The 19,907-nt window shown below is 43.7% G+C and carries 19 protein-coding genes; all 19 read right to left on the reverse strand.

The annotated features are described in order from the left end of the window. Positions 1 to 164: 164 nt before the first annotated feature. Complete coding sequence (locus KH180_RS02685; protein ID WP_290756422.1) at positions 165 to 1,955, reverse strand: DUF975 family protein; 1,791 nt, start codon at positions 1,953 to 1,955, stop codon at positions 165 to 167. Next, entirely contained in the window at positions 1,952 to 3,667 is a 1,716-nt protein-coding gene (locus tag KH180_RS02690) for a B12-binding domain-containing radical SAM protein (RefSeq protein WP_290756118.1), read from the reverse strand. Before KH180_RS02690 ends, KH180_RS02685 begins: the two co-directional genes overlap by 4 nt. Before the next feature lie 15 nt (positions 3,668 to 3,682). Continuing rightward, positions 3,683 to 4,042 carry a YccF domain-containing protein gene (locus tag KH180_RS02695; RefSeq protein WP_290756120.1) on the reverse strand — a complete coding sequence of 120 codons (360 nt, stop codon included), beginning with the start codon at positions 4,040 to 4,042 and terminating at the stop codon, positions 3,683 to 3,685. Positions 4,043 to 4,053: 11 nt separating this feature from the next. Continuing rightward, positions 4,054 to 5,910 carry an ATP-dependent nuclease gene (locus tag KH180_RS02700; RefSeq protein WP_290756122.1) on the reverse strand — a complete coding sequence of 619 codons (1,857 nt, stop codon included), beginning with the start codon at positions 5,908 to 5,910 and terminating at the stop codon, positions 4,054 to 4,056. 106 nt (positions 5,911 to 6,016) lie between these two features. Further along, complete coding sequence (locus KH180_RS02705) at positions 6,017 to 6,574, reverse strand: CDP-alcohol phosphatidyltransferase family protein (RefSeq protein WP_290756124.1); 558 nt, start codon at positions 6,572 to 6,574, stop codon at positions 6,017 to 6,019. A gap of 18 nt (positions 6,575 to 6,592) precedes the next feature. Next, entirely contained in the window at positions 6,593 to 7,651 is a 1,059-nt protein-coding gene (locus tag KH180_RS02710) for a tyrosine-type recombinase/integrase (RefSeq protein ID WP_290756126.1), read from the reverse strand. A gap of 183 nt (positions 7,652 to 7,834) precedes the next feature. Further along, the gene (locus tag KH180_RS02715; RefSeq protein WP_290756128.1) at positions 7,835 to 8,854 is read right to left on the reverse strand and encodes an alpha-hydroxy-acid oxidizing protein; all 1,020 of its coding nucleotides are present in this window, start codon (positions 8,852 to 8,854) and stop codon (positions 7,835 to 7,837) included. Between the two features lie 78 nt (positions 8,855 to 8,932). Further along, a complete protein-coding gene (locus KH180_RS02720; RefSeq protein ID WP_290756129.1) occupies positions 8,933 to 9,859 on the reverse strand; it encodes a DNA/RNA non-specific endonuclease in 927 nt (308 codons plus the stop codon). Then, positions 9,856 to 10,269 (reverse strand): hypothetical protein, encoded by a 414-nt coding sequence (locus tag KH180_RS02725; RefSeq protein WP_290756131.1) that lies wholly within the window; start codon positions 10,267 to 10,269, stop codon positions 9,856 to 9,858. The genes KH180_RS02720 and KH180_RS02725 overlap by 4 nt, the downstream gene beginning before the upstream one ends. Before the next feature lie 20 nt (positions 10,270 to 10,289). Further along, complete coding sequence (locus KH180_RS02730; protein ID WP_290756133.1) at positions 10,290 to 11,645, reverse strand: MATE family efflux transporter; 1,356 nt, start codon at positions 11,643 to 11,645, stop codon at positions 10,290 to 10,292. A gap of 209 nt (positions 11,646 to 11,854) precedes the next feature. Continuing rightward, complete coding sequence (locus KH180_RS02735) at positions 11,855 to 12,478, reverse strand: AAA family ATPase (protein ID WP_290756134.1); 624 nt, start codon at positions 12,476 to 12,478, stop codon at positions 11,855 to 11,857. Between the two features lie 96 nt (positions 12,479 to 12,574). Next, the gene (locus KH180_RS02740; RefSeq protein WP_290756135.1) at positions 12,575 to 13,507 is read right to left on the reverse strand and encodes a bifunctional riboflavin kinase/FAD synthetase; all 933 of its coding nucleotides are present in this window, start codon (positions 13,505 to 13,507) and stop codon (positions 12,575 to 12,577) included. A gap of 10 nt (positions 13,508 to 13,517) precedes the next feature. Next, on the reverse strand, positions 13,518 to 14,408 hold the full coding sequence (truB, locus tag KH180_RS02745; protein ID WP_290756137.1) for a tRNA pseudouridine(55) synthase TruB: 891 nt from the start codon (positions 14,406 to 14,408) through the stop codon (positions 13,518 to 13,520). An 8-nt stretch (positions 14,409 to 14,416) separates the two neighbouring features. Then, positions 14,417 to 15,361 (reverse strand): DHH family phosphoesterase, encoded by a 945-nt coding sequence (locus tag KH180_RS02750; protein WP_290756139.1) that lies wholly within the window; start codon positions 15,359 to 15,361, stop codon positions 14,417 to 14,419. Positions 15,362 to 15,372: 11 nt separating this feature from the next. Beyond that, complete coding sequence (gene rbfA, locus KH180_RS02755) at positions 15,373 to 15,723, reverse strand: 30S ribosome-binding factor RbfA (RefSeq protein WP_290756140.1); 351 nt, start codon at positions 15,721 to 15,723, stop codon at positions 15,373 to 15,375. A gap of 23 nt (positions 15,724 to 15,746) precedes the next feature. Next, positions 15,747 to 18,083 carry a translation initiation factor IF-2 gene (gene infB, locus KH180_RS02760; protein ID WP_290756142.1) on the reverse strand — a complete coding sequence of 779 codons (2,337 nt, stop codon included), beginning with the start codon at positions 18,081 to 18,083 and terminating at the stop codon, positions 15,747 to 15,749. Between the two features lie 14 nt (positions 18,084 to 18,097). Further along, on the reverse strand, positions 18,098 to 18,412 hold the full coding sequence (locus tag KH180_RS02765) for a L7Ae/L30e/S12e/Gadd45 family ribosomal protein (protein WP_290756144.1): 315 nt from the start codon (positions 18,410 to 18,412) through the stop codon (positions 18,098 to 18,100). Then, a complete protein-coding gene (rnpM, locus tag KH180_RS02770) occupies positions 18,402 to 18,671 on the reverse strand; it encodes an RNase P modulator RnpM (protein WP_290756146.1) in 270 nt (89 codons plus the stop codon). Before rnpM ends, KH180_RS02765 begins: the two co-directional genes overlap by 11 nt. Positions 18,672 to 18,688: 17 nt before the next feature. Further along, complete coding sequence (nusA, locus tag KH180_RS02775) at positions 18,689 to 19,903, reverse strand: transcription termination factor NusA (RefSeq protein WP_290756148.1); 1,215 nt, start codon at positions 19,901 to 19,903, stop codon at positions 18,689 to 18,691. Between the last annotated feature and the right edge of the window lie 4 nt (positions 19,904 to 19,907).

Genomic DNA, 19,907 nt, shown 5'->3' on the forward strand with positions numbered 1-19,907 from the left:
AAAACCGTTAACGAACCTCCAGAGAACGAAGCGTGGTTTGCAGATCACTCAGAACATCTTTAGATACAGGACAGGCAACAGTCCCTTATAGGGGCTGTTGCCTGCTCTATATTCCGACTATAGTACACTGATTTGTAAAATCAATCCTTGAGATAAAACTATCTTTATTGTTTCTGGGTGATTCCTTTTCCTGTATTGGGATATTCTGCTGAATAAACCTGATCTGTAAGGAAAAGACAAAGGAGCATGGAACAGGACAAAATCACGGCTTTAGGCTGAAGTCTCTTTATTATATTATCAAGAAACGGTGCAAGGACATATACGATGGCCAGTCCGCCGATGCCGAAAACAAGCAGACCTTCTGCACAGATCCTGCCATGAAAATTCAGGAAATAGCCGCTGTAATCCCACCATCTCTCTCCGTTATGAGTTATTTCTAAAAAAACGGAGGTGAAATATTCTACACATCCGCAGAGAACTACAATACTGATAAACTCTAAAATTGGTTTGTGTCTTATTTTATTTAAGACGGTTAAGATGAGAATACCGCCGACTCCATAAATGGGAAGCCAGGGTCCGTGAAGCAGTCCTCTGTTGATGAAAGTACCGCTGGATATCAGATGCAGGCTCACCTCCCATACCCATCCAAGGAAGGACAGAATAAAGAAAATAAGCGTCAGAGACCATACGGTATAACGGCGCATATAATGCAGAGTTTCGATTCTGCTGCGTTTTGTATTTTCCGGTATGATACTAAGCCTTGTGGGATAAGACTTTCCGTCAGCCGCATCTTTCATTGCCTGTATGTGGATCTGTTCCGTCTGACAATCTTCATATTCTTTTTCGGTCTGAGTATTAATAAATATGATGCCGAGATAGTCTGAAAAAATTCTGCTGAGCTTTGTGCGGCGGTCCTGAAAATGGCTGGTTTCATCTAATACCCGGATGACATCCCTGTATGCAGACTGGAGTTCCTTTTCTTCTGCTTTTTCAAACAGATATCTGTCATTCATCAGATCTGAATGACAGATCCCTTTTGTTTTTGCCTCATGTCTCAGATATGTATAGTATTCACAGAAAGCTGCTGTCTGGTAAGCGTTTGAATAAAAAACAGCACTCAGTCCAAAAGTCATAAGCTTCAGCAGTCTCCAGCCCAAAAAGGAAAGTTCAAATACAAAGCACTGCCATTTATGCCCATTCATGATCTCTCTGGACAGCCGGATGGCATCCCTGGATTTAACCGACGGATTTTCCGCCACAATATAAGGCACCAGATAATAAGAATATTTTTTTATAATACCCCCAATGACTGTAAAGGACCACAAGGCCTGCAAAACAGATACGGCAAGCATGGTTTTGGCCGCGTTGAGCCATTTTTTAACGCGGAGCAGAAACAAAACACGCTGGGCAGGAACTTTGCGGTAAATACGTCCTTCCAGAAACATTCTCCTGGAGATGACTGAAAACATATTTACAATAAGAATCCAAAAGGATAAAACCGCAGTTAGACAAAGGACCAGAAAAATGATCAGTGTAATATTTCGGGAACCAAACAGAGAATTTAAGCCTGAAGCCAATGTGACCAGGACAGACCCGGAGGTAACAGCATTGAGTATCCTGGCAAAAACACCCCGGCTTCTTCCGAATGCAGGATTTGATTTTTTAGATGCTTCGATATGCTCCCGCTCTATTTTTTTTGAAAGCTTCCTGCCTCCCTCTGTGTCACCGGCTGCAATATCTTCTGCCACATCCACAATTCCTTTTGAAGGAGTGACTGTTCCGGATGCAGCTGCATGGGTGATCTCAGAGGAATAGGTTTTAATTGAAGCAAGGGAATCTGAAAACTCAGAACCCAGGAAAGCAGAAATTAGACAGATGGCAAGAAACAGAACGTAGTGCTTTTTCACAGACTGCCTGGCCTGCTTCTTCATTTCTTTTCTTGTCAAAATTCTCATCTCCATATCCGGACCACGTAAGCCTGATGGTTTAAGGGGTCTCTTTTTTGATAGTCAAAAAGCAGGAGAGTCTCTTTCCTGCTCCTGTCTCCGGCCACATCAAACTGGAATTTTTCAATGTGGGACATCTTGCGCAGATTCTTATTGGCATATGCGGAGAGGTCCGGATCCTTTGGAAAAACATTGTCATACAAATGAAAAAGTTCTTCTTTGTTTACCGTGTACTCTCCGGAAAAAGACGGCCTGTTTTTGATATTTTCTCTCAGGTATAAATCATAGGTTAAGAGCTCCCTAAACAAAGGAAGCTTTTTCTCATCAGCCGATTGACAGATGAATTGGTATAGGATCTCATAGGTAGAAATCCGGGAATGATTCATTTTATGAAATCCGTTCTCTTCATAAAAATTCCCCAGACACTGATACATATGAAAAGGGGAAGAAAATTCATGTTCCAAATGTGTCAGTGTATTGGTAAACTGTCCGCTGTTATAATAAATCTCCACCATACTTTCTATGGACTTTAAGACCAGCATATCTTCATAAGGAAGCCATTTGGTATACAGCACTTCATAAGGAGGAGTATCTTTATACACAAGACCATAGCGCTGCTTTTGCTTTTCCATATGAGAGCCTTTGAGCACCTTTAAAAATCCAAGCTGCAGCTGTTCCGGCTTTATCTGATAGACATCATTAAACGAGGATGCAAAGCTGTGAAGATCTTCATATGGAAGTCCTGCAATCAGATCCAGATGCTGATGGATATTGTGCCCTTCGTTGATCCTATTGACAATTCCTGCTACTGTTTTAAAATCCATTGTCCGGCGGATTTCGCTGATAGTCTCCGGATTTGTTGATTGTACACCGATTTCCAGCTGAATCAGGCCGGGGCGCATATCTGAGATCAGCTTGAGTTCTTTTTCTTTCAGCAGATCAGCTGCCACTTCAAAATGAAAATTTGTAACTCCGTTGTCATGTTCTTTAAGATAACTCCATATGGCCATGGCATGTGTCCGATTGCAGTTAAAGGTTCTGTCTACAAACTTTACCTGTGGAACCCTGCGGTCAATAAAAAACTGTAATTCCTTTTTCACAAGAGACAGATCCCTGAAGCGCAGGCATTTATCAATGGAAGAAAGGCAATAGCTGCAGGAGAACGGACAGCCGCGGCTGGATTCATAATAAATAATCTTGTGCTGAAAATCTTCCATATGATCATATACAAAAGGAACACGGCTCAGGTCCATCACCGGTCTCCACGGGTTATCTATAATTTTTTCTCCCTGTCTCCAGGTGATCCCGGAGATCTGTGAAAGATTCTCTTTTTTGCCATGGTAATAGTCCATCAGTTCCAAAAATGTCTCTTCTCCTTCTCCCTTGATCACTCCGGTCACCTGGGGACAGCGCATCAGGACATTTTGGGCATCATAAGAAACCTCCGGGCCTCCCAGCCAGACCGGAAGGAAGGGCAAAAGCTTTTTGATTTCCCTCAGGATTCTCTCTACATATTCTATGTTCCAGATATAGCAGGAAAAGCAAAGCAGATCCGGCTTTTGTTTATATAAATCCATCAGGATATCGTCTGTCTGCTGATTGATCGTATATTCGGCAATGGAAATTTCCTTTCGGTAAGGTTCTGCATAAGACCGCAGGCAGTAGACAGCCAGATTGGAATGGATATATTTTGCGTTGACCGCAGTAAGTATAACGTTCATTGATGTCTCCTGTATTTATATGATTTCTGCTCCGAATGGCATTAATGCCAGTTTTGCTATCTTAAAATGCTGAAGCCCGAATGGGATGCCGATGATCGTGATGCACAGAAAGGCACCCATAACGGCAGATCCTGCAGCCATCGGCAGGCCGGTAACGATAAGCCAGATAATATTTAGCAGCATAGAACCGGCACCGCCGCCGTAACGAACCTCTTTGCCGAACGGCCAAAAGCTTAAAGATGCAAACTTAAAGCACTGAACGCCTACCGGTATTCCTATAATAGTAATACACCAGAGGCATCCGGCAAGACACCAGCCGATTCCGCTTACAAAACCACCGCAGATAAACCACAATATATTTCCAAAACAGCCCATAATTATTCCTCCTAATCTCTTGTTCTTTTGCTTTTGAAATAGATAAAATCATCGATGGAAGCAAGAATATCCTGAAAATCTTCCTTAGGTGCCAGTTCAATATATTTTTTCAGAAGCTTCCGTTCATCCTTCTTATAAGGACCGTAAAAAATATCAAACAGATTATGACCTCTCAGATAAATCTTGATCTCTTCCATATGCTGTTTGACATCCTCAGGTGATGTCAGAGTTCTTCCCAGCACTTCAATCAAATGCCGGCCGCTCTGCAGCCGGTGAAGATATTCCTGCCACTTTTGAAATAATATTTCATAAAAATCTTCCTCTGTCTGCAGCAGATTTAAACTTACCATAACCGATGGATTCAAAAAATAGTTTTCAAAGGAATAATACTTAAGTATCAGCACATTCCTTCTGGTTACCTTCGGCAGAGGATCAACATCAGATATGCTCCGCTCATCATAATATCTGCAGAGCTGTTTTCCGAGAACATCAGGATCTTTTCCGTCACTGTCTCTGATCATCAGAAACTGATCCTTCAGATAAATCTGGTTCATGTATTTCAGATTAGCGTAAGTCTTAATGTTTGTGCAGCTGTTTGTGGTTATGATCGCGACCCGCTTCAACCGCCCCTCGCTGTCACAGACTTCGGAATAATAACGTTCCAGCAAAAGAGGAAGACGGCTTTTATCCTGCTTTCCTTCCACAATAAAAACAAAATTTACATCCATCAGATCTGCGGCAGTATAGCCAAGATCATTAAGAATTTCCCCTAAATCCGTTTTTTCCCTTACAATGGAGTAGGCATCCTGATTGAGCAGAATCTGTTTGATCTGGCGGCTGTTAAAGTTAAAGATCAGATTAGGAGCATGTGTGGTAAACATCACCTGATTCTTTTCGGAGAGCTTATAAAGAAGATCCCCTGCCGCTTTCTGCAGTTCCGGGTGAAGATAGATTTCAGGTACTTCCATCATGATAATGCATGGGATCTTGGCAGACACTTCCACGTAGGCTTCCAGCAGGGATAGGATATAGATGCTTCTTATGCCCTTTCCCTGCCGCTCCACAGTTCTTGCTTCCTGATGTTCTCTGCTGCTGATCATAGAGCGGACTTTTAACAGAGCGTTCATGTCATAGTTCATATAATATAACACGTCGCCCACTCCTCCGTTTTTGTGGAAGCTTTTATTGACTTTTTCCACAAAGCGGTCCAGATTCAGATGGTACAGTTTATATTCAAATAATTTGGAGGTCTCAAAAGCGTTCAGTTCTTCCGGCATCTTCTGATTAATCAGACCGATGCACTGGAAGCAGTGAGTGCACTGCTTCTTTCTGTCAAACAGACAGCAGTCAGAGCGCATCTGGGTCAGAAGTTTATCCTCCTGGCTGATAAATAGATCTTCCTGAATCTGGGAGATCTCTCTCTCCGTATCCATGTAATAAATCTTTGGAAAGACTTTAGGGATATAAGGATTATTTTTCTGAAAACCATCCTGATACAAAATCCTTCCGTTTCTGTTAGCTATGAAAGAGAAAGTCAGGCTGCCGTCCTGAAATGATGGGAGCCGTTCCCTAAAATTCTTCTCCCAGACATCGTATCTTTTATAGTGGCTTACAATTCCCTCTGAGTGAAGCAGCCTTAAATCCTCTGGAGTAATGGAAAGGCTGATACCGATCTCGATGTTCTGTCCTGAGGAGTGAAAATCATCTTCTGTGATCTCATACTGTCCTCCCGCTGCCCGCACAGCATCCAGGACAGAACTTTTTCCTGCGTTATTTTTTCCCACAAGAATCAAAGCATTTTCAATATTGGTCAAATGCATGGTCTTGATAGATTTAAAGTTATGAATATAAAGGCTGGTGATCTGCATAAGGAATTCTCCAATCACATAAATATATTTTTATTCTATCATATTTTCTGATCCGGCAGTCAAATATATTCCCTATATCCGAAAAGTCCCTCCATGAAAAAGTTCATTATATTTTACGGATAAGCCGATAAAACACAGGCAGATAGTACAGTCCGGAGACAGTCATCATACCTCCGCACACAATGATCAGAAGTATCTGAATATTCCCCGGCATTTCGGGGAACAGGAGAAAAAATCCCATACACCAATAAGTTATCATTGTAGCAGCCTTGCCGATAAAGGCGGCTCCGTCCAGTTTTTTCCCGCGCAGCTTCATGGCGGCCAGATTGCCCAGAAGCATATACAGTTCTTTGATGATAAAAATCAGAAACAGATATTGAAATCCATCAATCCTGCGTATCAGACAAAAGATCACAGCCCCCAGAGTCAATTTGTCAGCGATAGGGTCCAGGGCTTTGCCCAGTTCCGTCACTTGATGCAGTTTTCTTGCCGCAATGCCGTCAAAGAAATCCGTGACGCCGGACAGAATGAGGACAGCCAGAGCCTTATATGTGCCGTTTACCGAATGGGCGTTTAGATAGGCATAAACAAACACCGGGATCAGCAGAATCCGGAAGCAGCTCATGAGATTTGGTATTGTAAAGAAATCTTTTTTCTGAAACATTTTTATAGGTCTCTCCTTCTAGTTTTTCTCTCTGAGGGTCACTTTTTTTGCAGCCTGTCTCCTTTTGGTGTCAGACATGGCAGAATAATGTTTTCTTGTGGTGTTTACATCGTTATGTCCCAGTACTTCTGCTACCAGATAAATATCATCAGTTTCTTCATAGAGCGCTGTTCCATAGGTGCTCCTCAATTTGTGAGGGGTGATTTTTTTCAGGGGGGTTACTTGTTTGGCATATTTTTTCACCAGGTTTTGGACTGCCTGCACTCCGATGCGCTTTCTCTGCATAGAATAAAACAAGGCATTTTCATGTCCTTCCCGCGGAATCACCCTGCTCCGGGAACCCTCAATGTACTGAAGCAGGGCATCTGCCACTTCATCACCGAAATAAACGGTCATTTCTTTCCGTCCTTTTCTGATCAGATGCAGCCCGTTATTCTTAAAATCCACATCATTCATATCCAGGCCTACCAGCTCCGAAACACGGATGCCTGTGCCCAGAAGCAGGGTTATGACGGCCAGATCCCGCTCTTTCGTCTTTTCATAATACATCCGTTTCTGCCCTGTTAGATTGTCGCCGCCTCTTTCAATAAAATCTAACAGGGAGGCAACCTCATCAGCCTCCAGGCGAATGATCTCTTTTTCATGGATTTTTGGCAGATCCACCAGTAAAGTCGGGTTCGTACCGATCAGCTGGCGTTTATAGTAATAGGCATAAAATGTCCGCAGAGAGGACATCTTGCGGAAAATCCCACGCTCTGTATTCTGCATTCTTTTATCATCGGAAACGTAGGTTTTTAAATACTCCATGTATTCTTCCAGATCCACAGATTCAATCCTGTCTAAATCCTCCGGTTTAAAATCCAGAATCGTATAATTTTTATAAACTGGGTTTTCATCCATTAAAAAGTGAAAAAAAACACGCAGATCGTATGCATATGCAATCCGGGTACGGACCTGGGTTGTAGTGTCGATTGCCCGGAAAAATTCCTTTGAAAAGGGAGGCAGTGTCCGGATCAGCTCTCTTAGCTTCAGGGTCTGCTGCACACTCAGTTCATCATAATAAGATTGAGGTTTCATAATGTCTAAAGGCTCCTTTCCATATCAAGCGTTCTGAAACTTATTATAGCACAAACAGATTACCGTCTGGCAGACATTGAAATAAAACTCATATAAAAGTACCCAAGTACAGATGATGGTGCTGTACTTGGGTATAAAATCTGATAACGGTTTTCAGGATTACATAAGTCTCCTTATTTAAGCTCAGAGACAGCGGACCATATCCCTTTTGATCTCATCCAGGGAGTTCGCTCCGCACATTGCCATGGTATCTTCAAGCTCTGATCCTATTTTCTCAATATAAGTATGGACTCCCTCAGCTCCGCCGCCGTATACAGCGGTTACAAACGGACGGCATATGATGGCTCCGTCTGCCCCGAGAGCAAGAGCTTTAAATATGTCAGTGCCGGAGCGCAGGCCGCTGTCAACTAAGATCTTCATGGAACCGCCCGCTGCATCCGCGATTTCTTCCAAAACCTCGGCGGTAGCCGGGCACTGATCCAACACGCGTCCTCCATGGTTGGATACTACAATGGCCGAGGCACCGGCCTCCTTGGCTTTGAGTGCTCCTTTGACTGTCATTACACCCTTAACTATGAAAGGAAGCCCCGCCTCCTTGATGATCTCTGCCAATTCTTCCGCTGATTTTCTTCCGGCGGGAGGTGTCATATTTTTTAAGAATGGAAGCCCGGCTGCATCCACATCCATAGCTGCCGCAAAGGAACCGCAGCTGTGAACTTGTGACAGCTTTTCACGTACAGTTTCCAGATTCCACGGCTTGATGGTGGGAACTCCCATGCCGCCTGCTGTCTTAATGGCCTGTGTGGCTGCTGTCATCACTTCCGGATTAACCCCGTCGCCGGTAAAAGCGGCAATCCCTGCCTCTGCACATGCAGAGACCAAAACTTCGTTATATGTAACATCTGTGTATTTGTCTCCGTAGTGAAGATTCACAGCTCCTACCGGACCGGCGAAAAACGGATACCGGAATGTCTTCCCGAATATCTCAAGCCGGGTATCCACCGGCTGGTTTTCTGACAGGGTATCCATATTTACCCGAATGTCCTGCCACTTCTGATAGTTGCGGACAGCAGTGTCTCCCGAACCTTTTGCTCCCGGCCCCGGAATCTGGCTGCCGCAGGCTTTTCCATTGCATACCGGACAGGCCTTGCAGTAGGCTCCCATACATGTTCTGGCTGAAGCCAGCAATTCTTCATATGTCATACAAACCTCCAATTTGTGCTGCTAAATGTTATATTATTTTATCATCAGATACAGAAAAAGGCAATCTCAGCAGTATGGTTATCTTTTTGCTTTTCTGTAGCCTGCTTCCTGAGCTTCTTTTTCACCCTTAAATTTTACAAGATATTTGGAGGTTTTCATTTTTTCATAGTCTCTCTGTCCCGGGCAGTGATAAACTTTGGATCTTGAGTTGCCGCAGACATAATTGGATGTATTTTTTTGTTTTGTGGAAGATGTATTTTGTGATTGTGACTTTGTACTCTGGCCTGTTTTATAATCAATGGATATTCCAGGCTGTACATTATAGACAAACACATTAAACTCCACTGATTTTCCTTTATCTTCCACAGACATTGCTTCCATCTGAACGCCTCTGGCCACCAAGTCCTTACCTTCATAAACCGGAGTAACACGGTACAAGACATGATTTCCGGTTTCCTTTACATAGTCTGCCACCATATCTTCAAATGGCAGCATCCCGTCAACATTCATTGCCCTGGTTCCGGTGATCAGATTCTTTTTGTTGGCATTTTCACCGGTGAGCTGATACCCGATCAGATGGCAGCGGTTATAGAGATATTTACCGTCTACATTGCTGTATTTGACAGTGTGCCACCCGGTAGGTTTTACCATGCCGATGGCTCCGCGTTTCTTGGTAGGCATGATATCTTTTCCTATATTCGCTTCCGCCGTACCGCATCTTCCTAGAGAATCCAGTTTACTGTATGATTCGTAAGATTTGGATTTTAAATCTTTGGAAGAAAAATCCGGGCGGTTGCTGTTCACCTCCACATACATCTGGTCTGAATATTCTGGGATATTGTCTATGGACACATTTTTCCGGGAAGTACCGGAAGATCTCTGGGATTCGGTTTTTGCAGCTTTATCGGCAGATGAGCCGGCTTTATCTGCTGTCTGGCATGCCCCAAGACTGAAGGCCAGAATCAGTGTTAAGAGTGCTGCAGAGATTTTGTTTCGCAGTTTCATCGTAATAGTTTTTCCTTTCTATATCTTTCTTTTGTAATATGGTGGGAATATCCCTCAAATTCTTCTGTCTCCTCCAGTTGCCAGTCAGACAGGTCCAGGTCAAAGTATACATCTGCCGGATAGATCTTATTCCAGCGGAATATAATCAGTTCCCGGATACAGCTTTCATACTCTTTTGCCGGACAGTCCTCCAATAAGCAGTAGTCATTTGCCCCCGCCTTTGATAAGAAATCATCACAGACAACAGTATTTGGGAAATCATGATAAAGCTCATGGGTGAAGGTATTCATATAAATCCGGCAGCCCGCTGTCATATTCTTAATATAGGTTCTGAGTGCCCGGTCCTGGCTCTGTCTTCTGCGGTGGAATAAAAGACCGTTTTTATTGTCCAGGAAAGTAATTAGTTTCATGGCAAATATTCTCCTTTCTGTCAGGCGGTTTCCTCTCTGGTAACCTTGGTAATCCACTTCCAGCGGTGCAGTCTTATGAATACAGGGACTGCTTTATAAAGCTGATCCCATTTCAGCAGAAAGAAAACAATGATCGGAGGCAGATGAAGGACAAAGGCGGCAAAAATAGATACAGGAAGCAGAATCAGCCACATGCTGATCAGATTCATCTTCATACTGAAGCTGGTATTTCCTCCTCCGCGGATAATGCCGTTGTCACAGGACATCTGATAGGCGGTTCCAATGGTTGTCACCGACAAGACTGCCATAAACTGCATAGCAAGTGTTTTTGCCTGAGGAGAAATCTCATACAGGGCGAGAACCGGTTCCCGGATCATATAAATGGCCAGCCCTGACACTATGCCGATGGACAGAAATAATATCTCCAGAGTTTTTACCATGGGCCTTATGTTCTTTTCTTTTCCTCCGCCTATGGTCCAGCCGATCATGATTCCTGAGGCGCTGGCAGAACCGTAGACCACCACTGTGATGATCTGAAATACAATGGTGGCGATGGAGTTGGCTGCGATAGCGAAAGCTCCCATATGACCAAGAACTCCTGTCTGTACCATCTGGGCAAGACCCCACTGTGCCTGGCTTGTGAGCACCGGAAGTGCAGTCTTCTTATAATCACCGATGTAAGACCGGTCGATAAAGACCAGCTTTTTCAGAGTCAAATTCAGCGAATGTTCCTTATATTTTAAATACCAGATCACGATCAGAAGTTCCACTGTACGGGAGCAGAGAGTCGCAACGGCAGCTCCCCGGATGCCCAGTTCCGGAAAACCAAAATTGCCATAGATCAGGCATGAATTCAGAATAATATTCAGACAAAGCGTGGAGGCTGAAATAATATATCCTATCTTAACGATTCCAACAGCTCTCAGCGATGCTGTCAAGATGTTGGTCACGGTAAACATCAGGTATGTAAAACAAATAATCTGAAGATACTTTACTCCTTCTGCAATGACAGATGTATCATTGGTGAGAAGGCCGAGTATCTGTCCCGGAAAGAAAAAAATCAGCAGAAACATGATGGCTGCAATACCGCCGCCAAAGCGCACCGCAGTTCCAATTGTGTGTATAATTGGCTCAAACCTGCCTTTGCCGTAGTATTGAGTCCCCATGACTACAGCACCCTCGGAAGCTCCCACTACCAGCATCTGCAGAAAAAACTGAATCTGGTTGCACAGGGCCGAGCCGGACAGAGCCGTTTCGCTGTAGGCTCCAAGCATCAGGTTATCCGCCAGATTGACGCCGTAAGTCAGCAGATTCTGCAGAGCTAAAGATAATGTAAGCAGGGCAAATGTTTTATAGAAAGATTTTTCGTGTATCATCCTCAGTTCTCCGATTTATTTCATTCATAGATTTCGTGTTTTGCACGATAACAAGTATTATAACAAATTAGAATGAGAAATGACTACACTATCCTGTACAAAATAAAAAATAATTTGCATGCTATATACCGATTCATGGATCACAGAAAAGAATAAGGCTGCTGCACCTTAATTCAGTGCTGCAGCCTTGCTCCAGTCTTTAAACGATCTTATTGACTTTCTTTTTCCGCGATAACCTGTTTAATCAGATCCACAGTCTGGTCAATTCCTAACAGACTGCTGTTGATACAGAAATCATAGGCCTTGGCATCGCCCCATTTGTTGGAACTGTAGTAATTATAATAGCTGGCCCTCTGCTTATCCTTTTTCAAAAGCGCTTCCTTACTTTTTGCTTTTGGAATCTCGTATACTTCTTCGATCCGTTTGATCCGGTCTTCAAAAGGAGCGTGGATAAATATGCTCAGGCAGTTATCAAAATCCTCCAGTGCATAGTCAGCGCATCTTCCGACAAAAATGCAGGGGCCTTTGCTGGCAATGTCCTTGATGGTGTCAAAGGCGGCCAGAAATACTTTGTGATTGAGCGGAAGGTCAAAGGAGTTGGCATTATATCCCAAAGAATATGGATCCATAACCAGGGAGTATAAAAAACTTGTGGTTGGTTTTTCGTCAAAACTCTCGAAAATCTCCTCACAGATCCCGCTCTCTTTTGCTGCAACTTTTAATAATTCTCCGTCATAAAAAGGAATATTAAGATCCTCTGCAAGCTTTTTTCCTATCAAATGCCCGCCGCTTCCATACTGTCTTTCAATCGTAATAATCGTCTTTGTAGCCATATGAACCGCTCCCTTCTTTTCAGTAACTTCATTTAAGTTACATATATTATACCGCATCTTGAAAAAAAAGTATACCCACAGGGCACACCAAATTGGCTACATAAGTCCTGCTTTTCTTACCCATTCCCGTGCATAATCTGCATCTGCCTTCATCTGTTTTGACAGGCACTCCAGTGATTCAAACTTCATTTCAGGGCGTTTAAAACAGAGAAGCTCTACAGAGATCGGTTTGTGGTAAATATTTTTATCAAAATCCAGAATATAGGTTTCCACACCCATATGCTTTTTGCCTTCAATGGTCGGTTTCACGCCGATATTGCTGATTCCGTAATAAACCTGGTCCTTGATTGTAATCCTGGATACATACACTCCGTTAGGAGGAAGAAGTTTTTCAGGATTTGGAATCTGATTGGCTGTGGGAACACCTAAAACGTCCTTGCCCATATGGTTTCCCTGTACGACAGGTCCATAGACAAGAAAGGGGGATGTGAGAAGCTGGTTTGCCTCTTCGATTCTGGCCTCTTTCAGCAGGCTGCGGACACGGCTGCTGGAGACAATGCCTCCGTTTAATTCAAGCTTCGGGATTACGATCAATTTAAAATCATACTCTCTCTGCATTTCCTGTAAAAGCTCTACGTTGCCCTGGCGTTTATAGCCAAATCCGCAGTCATCTCCCACCACGAGTATTTTCATTCCAACCTTTTTGATCAGTATTTCTGTGACAAAATCCCTTGGAGAAAGCTTAGAGAACTCCTTTGTAAAAGGGTGTTCGATTAAAACATCCAGCCCTTTTTTTGCAAGTAAACGCTCCTTTTCCTCTTTGGAATAAATCATATGGTAATTTTCTGCCTTCAGGGTGTTTACCGGCGGACGGTCAAAAGAAAAGACAACCGTTTGATACCCCTGTTTTTTGTATTTCAGAAGCTTGTCAAAAATGAGCTGGTGTCCCTTATGCAGTCCGTCAAACTTCCCAAGAGCTACAGCAGAGTTATGAAATTGAAAGTTCTCCGTTTGATGTATGTATTCCATAGTACTCCTTTCAGTAAAATATTTTATCCGGAAAGTACATGTTCTTTTGGTCTTTCCAGTCATAAATCCCTATGAAATGCCCGTCCTCATCATAAATTCTCAGACGCTGTTCTGTGCTGCACGGCACTGTGAAGCATTCTGCTTTCAAAGGATTCCCATTATATAAGATCTTGGCATACTGTTTTTTTACTGTGCGTTCGGGAAGATCTGCAAATATTTTATCAGGAGGAATCACTGCCTCCGTGATTCTGTTCTCTCTCATCAAATGTTCAATCTCTTCCAGTGTACGGCTGTCAGTTTTAGTAAATCCGCTGGCTGCTGTGCGTTCCAGGGCAGTCATACAGGCTCCGCATCCAAGCTTTTCTCCTATATCCCGCCCGAGACTTCGGATATAGGTACCTTTGCTGCATACCACGGTCATATGAATATCCGGAAGATCGATCCTCAGGTCATTGATCTCAAAAATGGTGACAGGCCGTGCCTTCCGCTCAATGACTCTGCCCTCCCTTGCAAGCTCATACAGTTTTTTTCCGTCCACTTTTAAGGCTGAATACATAGGGGGAACCTGCTCATAATCTCCCAAAAAAGAGAGTACAGCATCCTGGACCTGTTTTTCGGAAACATCCGGCCGGGATTCTTCCTCAACAGTTCCCCATATATCCTCCGTGTCTGTTCTGATTCCAAGCCGGAAAGAAGCACGGTACTCCTTTTTTGTATCCGTGAGCATATCACAGAGTTTGGTGGCTTTGCCCAGACAGACAGGAAGCACACCGGTGGCCTGCGGATCCAGGGTACCGGTGTGTCCGATTTTCTTTTGCTTTATAATTCCTCTGAGCTTGGCTACCACATCATGTGAAGTAAAGCCGGATTCTTTATATATATTTAAGATACCATGTATCATAAGCACCTCTATAATTGTTTTCGGATTCTTGAAAGAACGGTATCAGTTACCTCTGAAAGGTCTGCCTTCATGCTGAAACCGGCAGCGCGGATATGGCCTCCGCCTTTAAATTCTTCAGAGATAGAAGCCACATTTACTTTTCCGTTGGAACGCATGCTGACTTTGTAAGTATCTGCGTCCAGGGCATATAAAAAGACTGCGGCTTCCACACCTTTTGTGATCCTCATCTGATCAATGATGCCGTTGGTGTCTCCGGAATCAGCGCCCAGCTGCTCCATTTCTCCGCTCTTTAGATAAGAAAGAATGATCTGTCCGTCTTCATACAGGGAACTGTTTAATAAAGCCTGTCCCAGAACCCGGTTTTGAGTAAATGTCTTTTGGTAAAATGTCTCATCGATTACCCTTGAAGTGTTGATCCCCTTGGAAATCAGGTCTCCTGCATACTCCATTGTCTGCTTGGTCGTATTGGAATGTTTAAATACACCAGTGTCGTGTACAATTCCCGTATAGAGACAATATGCACATTCCAGTGAAATACACTCAGAATCAAATAATTCGTACAGTACTTCACATGTGGCACTGGCCTGGGGTTTTAAAATATATTCCTGCCCTATGCCTTTGCTGCTGATGTGATGATCAATACAAAATGTCTTTGCAGCAGTTTCGTACATGGAAATAAACGGCTCAATCCTGTCAAGAGAACTGCAGTCCAGGACGAAGAACAAATCATAGCGGACAGCTTCTGCCGTCTGCCTGACAGAATCGGCCCCGGACAGAAATTGAAATTCCGGAGCGGGCGATTCAAGATAAACAGTGACAGATTTCCCAGGAAAATTATCTAAAATGTACTGCCGAAGCCCCAGACAGCTCCCAATGCAGTCACCGTCCGGGTGGATATGGCCGGTGATGGCAATGGAATCTGCCGCTTCGATGGATGATATGAATTCATTCATGATCGCTTCTCCTATTTGTTCAGTTCGTCAATCTTCTTTGACATTTCCACTCCATATTCGATGGAATCATCCAAAACAAAAGAGATTTCCGGAGTATTTCTCAGATTGATGGAATGGGCCAGTTCTCTTCGGATATATCCTACCGCGCTGTTCAGGCCGGCAAGTGTATCATCTTTTTCCTTCTGGCCACCAAGGACACTGATATATGCTTTGCACTGTTTTAAGTCGGAAGTTACTACTGCATCAACCACGGAAGTCATTGGCGCGATGCGCGGATCCTTGATTTCCCGGCTGATGATGCGGCTCAGTTCCCGCTGTACTTCCCCATTAATTCTAGTATTCTTAATGCTGTTCTTTCTCATGGTTTCCCTCCTGTCAAGAAGGCTTATCTAGGGATCTCTTCCATTATATAGGCTTCAATCTGATCGCCTTCCTTGATATCATTATAATTTTCAAGTACAAGTCCGCATTCAAATCCGGTCTTGACTTCCTTTACGTCGTCATTAAATCGTTTAATTGATGCAAACTCACCCTCATGGATAACAATGCCGTCACGAATCAGCCTTGCAGTGCTTCCTCTCTGGATAATACCGTCTAGGATATAAGAACCTGCAATGGTTCCGACACCGGATGCTTTGAATGTCTGGCGTACTTCGGCGTGGCCGATTACCTTCTCTACATATTCCGGCTCCAGCATACCTTTCATGGCCGCCTCAATATCTTCGATGGCATTGTAAATGACACGGTATAATCTGAGATCTACTTTTTCACTTTCTGCGGCATCCTTTGCAGCAGGATCCGGGCGGACATTAAATCCGATGATGATAGCGTTGGATGCAGAGGCAAGCATAACGTCAGATTCTGTAATGGCACCGACTCCTCCGTGAATAACCTTGACTGCCACTTCTTCATTGGAAAGCTTGGAAAGGCTTTGTTTTACGGCTTCCACAGATCCCTGCACATCGGCTTTTACAATGATGTTCAGGTCTTTGACGCTGCCGGCCTGGATCTGGTCAAAAAGATCATCCAGAGAAAGCTGTGATTTTGTCTCTGAGAGCATCTTTTCACGGCCATAGGCGATAAATTTCTCAGCAGTAGATCTTGCTTCTTTTTCATTTTCCATAGCCATGCAGACTTCACCTGCAAACGGTACTTCACTCAGTCCAAGAATCTCTACAGGAGTAGATGGCCCTGCCACTTTGACGCGTTTTCCTTTGTCATCAATCATAGCTCGGACTTTTCCGTGAGCACTTCCCACTGCAATGGCATCTCCCACATGAAGAGTACCCTTCTGAACCAGAACTGTTGCCACAGGACCGCGTCCTTTATCAAGCTCAGCTTCGATGACAATACCTCTTGCTTTACGGTTTGGATTTGCCTTTAATTCCAGTACTTCTGCGGTAAGAGAGATCATATCCAGAAGATCATCAATTCCCTCTTTGCTGTGTGCGGATACAGGACAAAAGATTGTTGTTCCGCCCCAGTCCTCAGGAATCAGTTCGTACTCTGTAAGTTCCTGTTTTACACGTTCAATATTTGCGCTTTCTTTATCAATTTTGTTGATGGCAACAATAATTTCAACGCCGGCAGCTTTGGCATGGTTGATCGCCTCGATTGTCTGAGGCATAACACCGTCGTCTGCAGCTACAACAAGAATTGCGATGTCAGTAGACTGGGCACCGCGCATACGCATGGAGGTAAAAGCCTCATGTCCCGGTGTATCCAGGAACGTAATGGTTCCATTGTCTGTCTGTACTGTATAAGCGCCGATATGCTGTGTGATTCCGCCGGCTTCACCTGCAGTGACACGGGCAGAACGGATTGCATCCAAAAGAGATGTTTTACCGTGGTCAACGTGCCCCATAACACATACTACAGGGGGTCTGGTTACCAAATCTTTTGTATCCTCTTCGTCGTCATCCTTCAGAAGTTCCTCAATAACATCCACAGTCTCTTCTAATTCGACGATGCGGTCATACTCTAAAGCGATCTCTTCTGCGCGTTCAAAATCTAATTCGGTGTTGAGATTTACAAGTCCGCCTCCGGAAATCAGAAGCTTTTTGATAATATCATTTGCAGGGATGTGGATTGCTTCCGCAAACTCCTTTAAGGTAAGGATCTCAGGAATCTTTACCGGCTCGCTCGGATCATATTCCGGTTTTTTTACCGGCTCCGGCTTGATAAAAGCTCCCGGTCCTGTCTTTTTCTTCTTTTGAGTATTTTGGTTCTTGTTGTTAAACTTATTATTTCTGTTCTTTTTGTTATTTTTATTAAATTTATTGTTCTTATTCTTCCCATTCTGGCCGTTATTATTATTGGAGAATTTTTGAGAATTCTGCGGATTTTCTTTTTTCAGGACTTTCTTCTGTCCGCCCTGATTCTGTCCTGCTTCTTTTTCTTTTTGCTGTCCTTCCGGCCGTTTGGCACCGCGGCTCTGGTTATTCTGTCCGTTCTGAGGTCTTTGCTGCCCTCTGTTTCTCTGCTGGTCTTTTCCCTGCTGATTTTTGGATTTCTCCTGGCGGTTTTCAGGACGGTTTTCTTTTTTGACCGGTTTTTCTTCCTTTTTTGCTCCAAGGGCTTTTTCAATGACCGCTACCTGGGAATCTTCTACCGTACTCATATGATTTTTAACTTCAATATTATTTTTCTTTAATATTTCAATAATTTCTTTACTTTGTTTGTTATATTTCTTTGCTATCTCATGGACTCTAGGTTTTGCCATAGATTGCACCTCCATTATTCATTCTGACTGTTTTCAAGTTTCCCGCGAATGGCCTTGGCAAATCCCTGATCTTCCACAGCTACCGCCGCCCGGAACTCTTTTCCGATGGCGTGGCCCAGTTCGCTTCTATCGCTGAAAAAATACAGCGGCACATGATAATATTCGCACATATTCTGATACATTTTTCTCGTGTTGCCGGAAGCATCTTTGGCCGCAAGGACCAGATATGCATGACCGGACTTTACAGACTTTTCCACGGCAAATTCGCCGCTGACCAGATTCCTTGATCTGGCCGCCAGCCCCAGCAGAGATAAGACTTTATGATTCAAGACCGATCATCTCCTTTTCCAGCGCGTCATAGACTTCTTCGGAAATCGATGTTTTAAAAGAGCGTTCAAGTCCTCTGGACTTTCTGGCCTTCTTCAGACAATCCAAAGACCGGCAGATATAGGCCCCGCGTCCATTGGATTTGCCTGTAGGGTCAATGAATATATCTCCCTCCTTAGGCTTTACCACTCTCACAAGGTCTTTTTTTGCTTTTGATTCCTGGCATCCGATGCACTTTCTCATGGGCAATTTTTTGTTCATATTATCACATCCTATTTTTATTCATCCAAAGATTCAGATTCTTCAGAGAGGAGTTCTTCCTCCACAGCATTTTCATCATCGTAGGCCATAGCCTCTTCAGCCGCTTCCTCCTCTGTATATTCTTCCGTCCAATCCATGTCCTGATCTTCAGGCATATCGGTATTCATTTCACGGAGTTCTTCCTCTTCCTCAGCCTGAGATTCACTCTTGATATCAATCTTATATCCGGTCAGCCTTGCAGCAAGTCTTGCATTCTGTCCTTCTTTTCCGATAGCCAGAGATAACTGGTAATCCGGAACTACCACCTGGGCACTTTTTTCCTCCACATCTACGGAAACAGATACCACTTTAGACGGGCTCAAAGCATTTTCAATGTAAACACAAGGATCCTCATTCCAGTTGATAATATCAATTTTCTCGCCTCTTAAGTCATTGACAATGGCGTTGACTCTGGCTCCGTTCATGCCGACACAGGCACCTACAGGGTCTACATTAGGTTCGTTGGACCAGACTGCAAGCTTAGTTCTGGAACCTGCCTCACGGACAATATTCTTAATTTCCACGATGCCGTCCTGAATCTCCGCCACTTCTTTTTCAAAAAGCCGTTTTACGAGATCAGGATGTGTACGGGAAACTAAAATTCTCGGTCCACGGTTTGTGTCCTTAACTTCTACAATGTAAAGTTTAATCCGTTCTGTGGGCTGAAATACTTCTCCCCGGATCTGCTCAGACTTCATTAAGAGTGCGTCTGTTTTATCATCTAAGCTCACACTCACATTGTCACCTACATAGCGCTGTACCACGCCGGTAACAATATCTTTTTCTTTGCAGTAGAAATGGTCAAAGACCACTCTTCTTTCTTCCTCTTTGATCTTCTGCACAATAACACTTCTGGCGTGCATAGCTGCGATTCTTCCGAAGTCCTTCGGAGTGATCTCCACACGGACAATGTCTCCCAGTTCATACTTAGGATCCATAGCCTTTGCCTTGGCAAGGCTGATCTGAAGCGCCGGATCAAACTCCTCTCCATCCGCAGTCTCTACGACTTCTTTTTCTGCATATACTACAATGTCCCCGTTCTCGCGGTTCATGTTGACAACCACATTGTCTGCATTTCCAAAGTCTCTTTTGCATGCAGCCACCAGAGAGTTTTCAATTGCTTCCATAATGACATCTTTATCAATATGCTTCTCTTTTTCTAACTGGTTTAATGCATCAATTAATTCACTCATTTTT

The sequence above is a fragment of the Anaerostipes sp. genome (genome assembly GCF_018381315.1).
Lineage (GTDB): Bacteria > Bacillota > Clostridia > Lachnospirales > Lachnospiraceae > Anaerostipes.

Coding starts and splice junctions, on each gene's coding strand:
- rnpM (WP_290756146.1), bottom strand. CDS start 18,671: ATGAACAAAAAATTGCCCATGAGAAAGTGCATCGGATGCCAGGAATCA.
- KH180_RS02690 (WP_290756118.1), bottom strand. CDS start 3,667: ATGAACGTTATACTTACTGCGGTCAACGCAAAATATATCCATTCCAAT.
- KH180_RS02695 (WP_290756120.1), bottom strand. CDS start 4,042: ATGGGCTGTTTTGGAAATATATTGTGGTTTATCTGCGGTGGTTTTGTA.
- KH180_RS02710 (WP_290756126.1), bottom strand. CDS start 7,651: ATGAAACCTCAATCTTATTATGATGAACTGAGTGTGCAGCAGACCCTG.
- truB (WP_290756137.1), bottom strand. CDS start 14,408: ATGATACATGGTATCTTAAATATATATAAAGAATCCGGCTTTACTTCA.
- infB (WP_290756142.1), bottom strand. CDS start 18,083: ATGGCAAAACCTAGAGTCCATGAGATAGCAAAGAAATATAACAAACAA.
- KH180_RS02735 (WP_290756134.1), bottom strand. CDS start 12,478: ATGGCTACAAAGACGATTATTACGATTGAAAGACAGTATGGAAGCGGC.
- KH180_RS02720 (WP_290756129.1), bottom strand. CDS start 9,859: ATGAAACTGCGAAACAAAATCTCTGCAGCACTCTTAACACTGATTCTG.
- KH180_RS02685 (WP_290756422.1), bottom strand. CDS start 1,955: ATGAGAATTTTGACAAGAAAAGAAATGAAGAAGCAGGCCAGGCAGTCT.
- KH180_RS02725 (WP_290756131.1), bottom strand. CDS start 10,269: ATGAAACTAATTACTTTCCTGGACAATAAAAACGGTCTTTTATTCCAC.
- KH180_RS02740 (WP_290756135.1), bottom strand. CDS start 13,507: ATGGAATACATACATCAAACGGAGAACTTTCAATTTCATAACTCTGCT.
- KH180_RS02715 (WP_290756128.1), bottom strand. CDS start 8,854: ATGACATATGAAGAATTGCTGGCTTCAGCCAGAACATGTATGGGAGCC.
- KH180_RS02700 (WP_290756122.1), bottom strand. CDS start 5,910: ATGCAGATCACCAGCCTTTATATTCATAACTTTAAATCTATCAAGACC.
- KH180_RS02705 (WP_290756124.1), bottom strand. CDS start 6,574: ATGTTTCAGAAAAAAGATTTCTTTACAATACCAAATCTCATGAGCTGC.
- nusA (WP_290756148.1), bottom strand. CDS start 19,903: ATGAGTGAATTAATTGATGCATTAAACCAGTTAGAAAAAGAGAAGCAT.
- rbfA (WP_290756140.1), bottom strand. CDS start 15,723: ATGAGAAAGAACAGCATTAAGAATACTAGAATTAATGGGGAAGTACAG.
- KH180_RS02750 (WP_290756139.1), bottom strand. CDS start 15,361: ATGAATGAATTCATATCATCCATCGAAGCGGCAGATTCCATTGCCATC.
- KH180_RS02730 (WP_290756133.1), bottom strand. CDS start 11,645: ATGATACACGAAAAATCTTTCTATAAAACATTTGCCCTGCTTACATTA.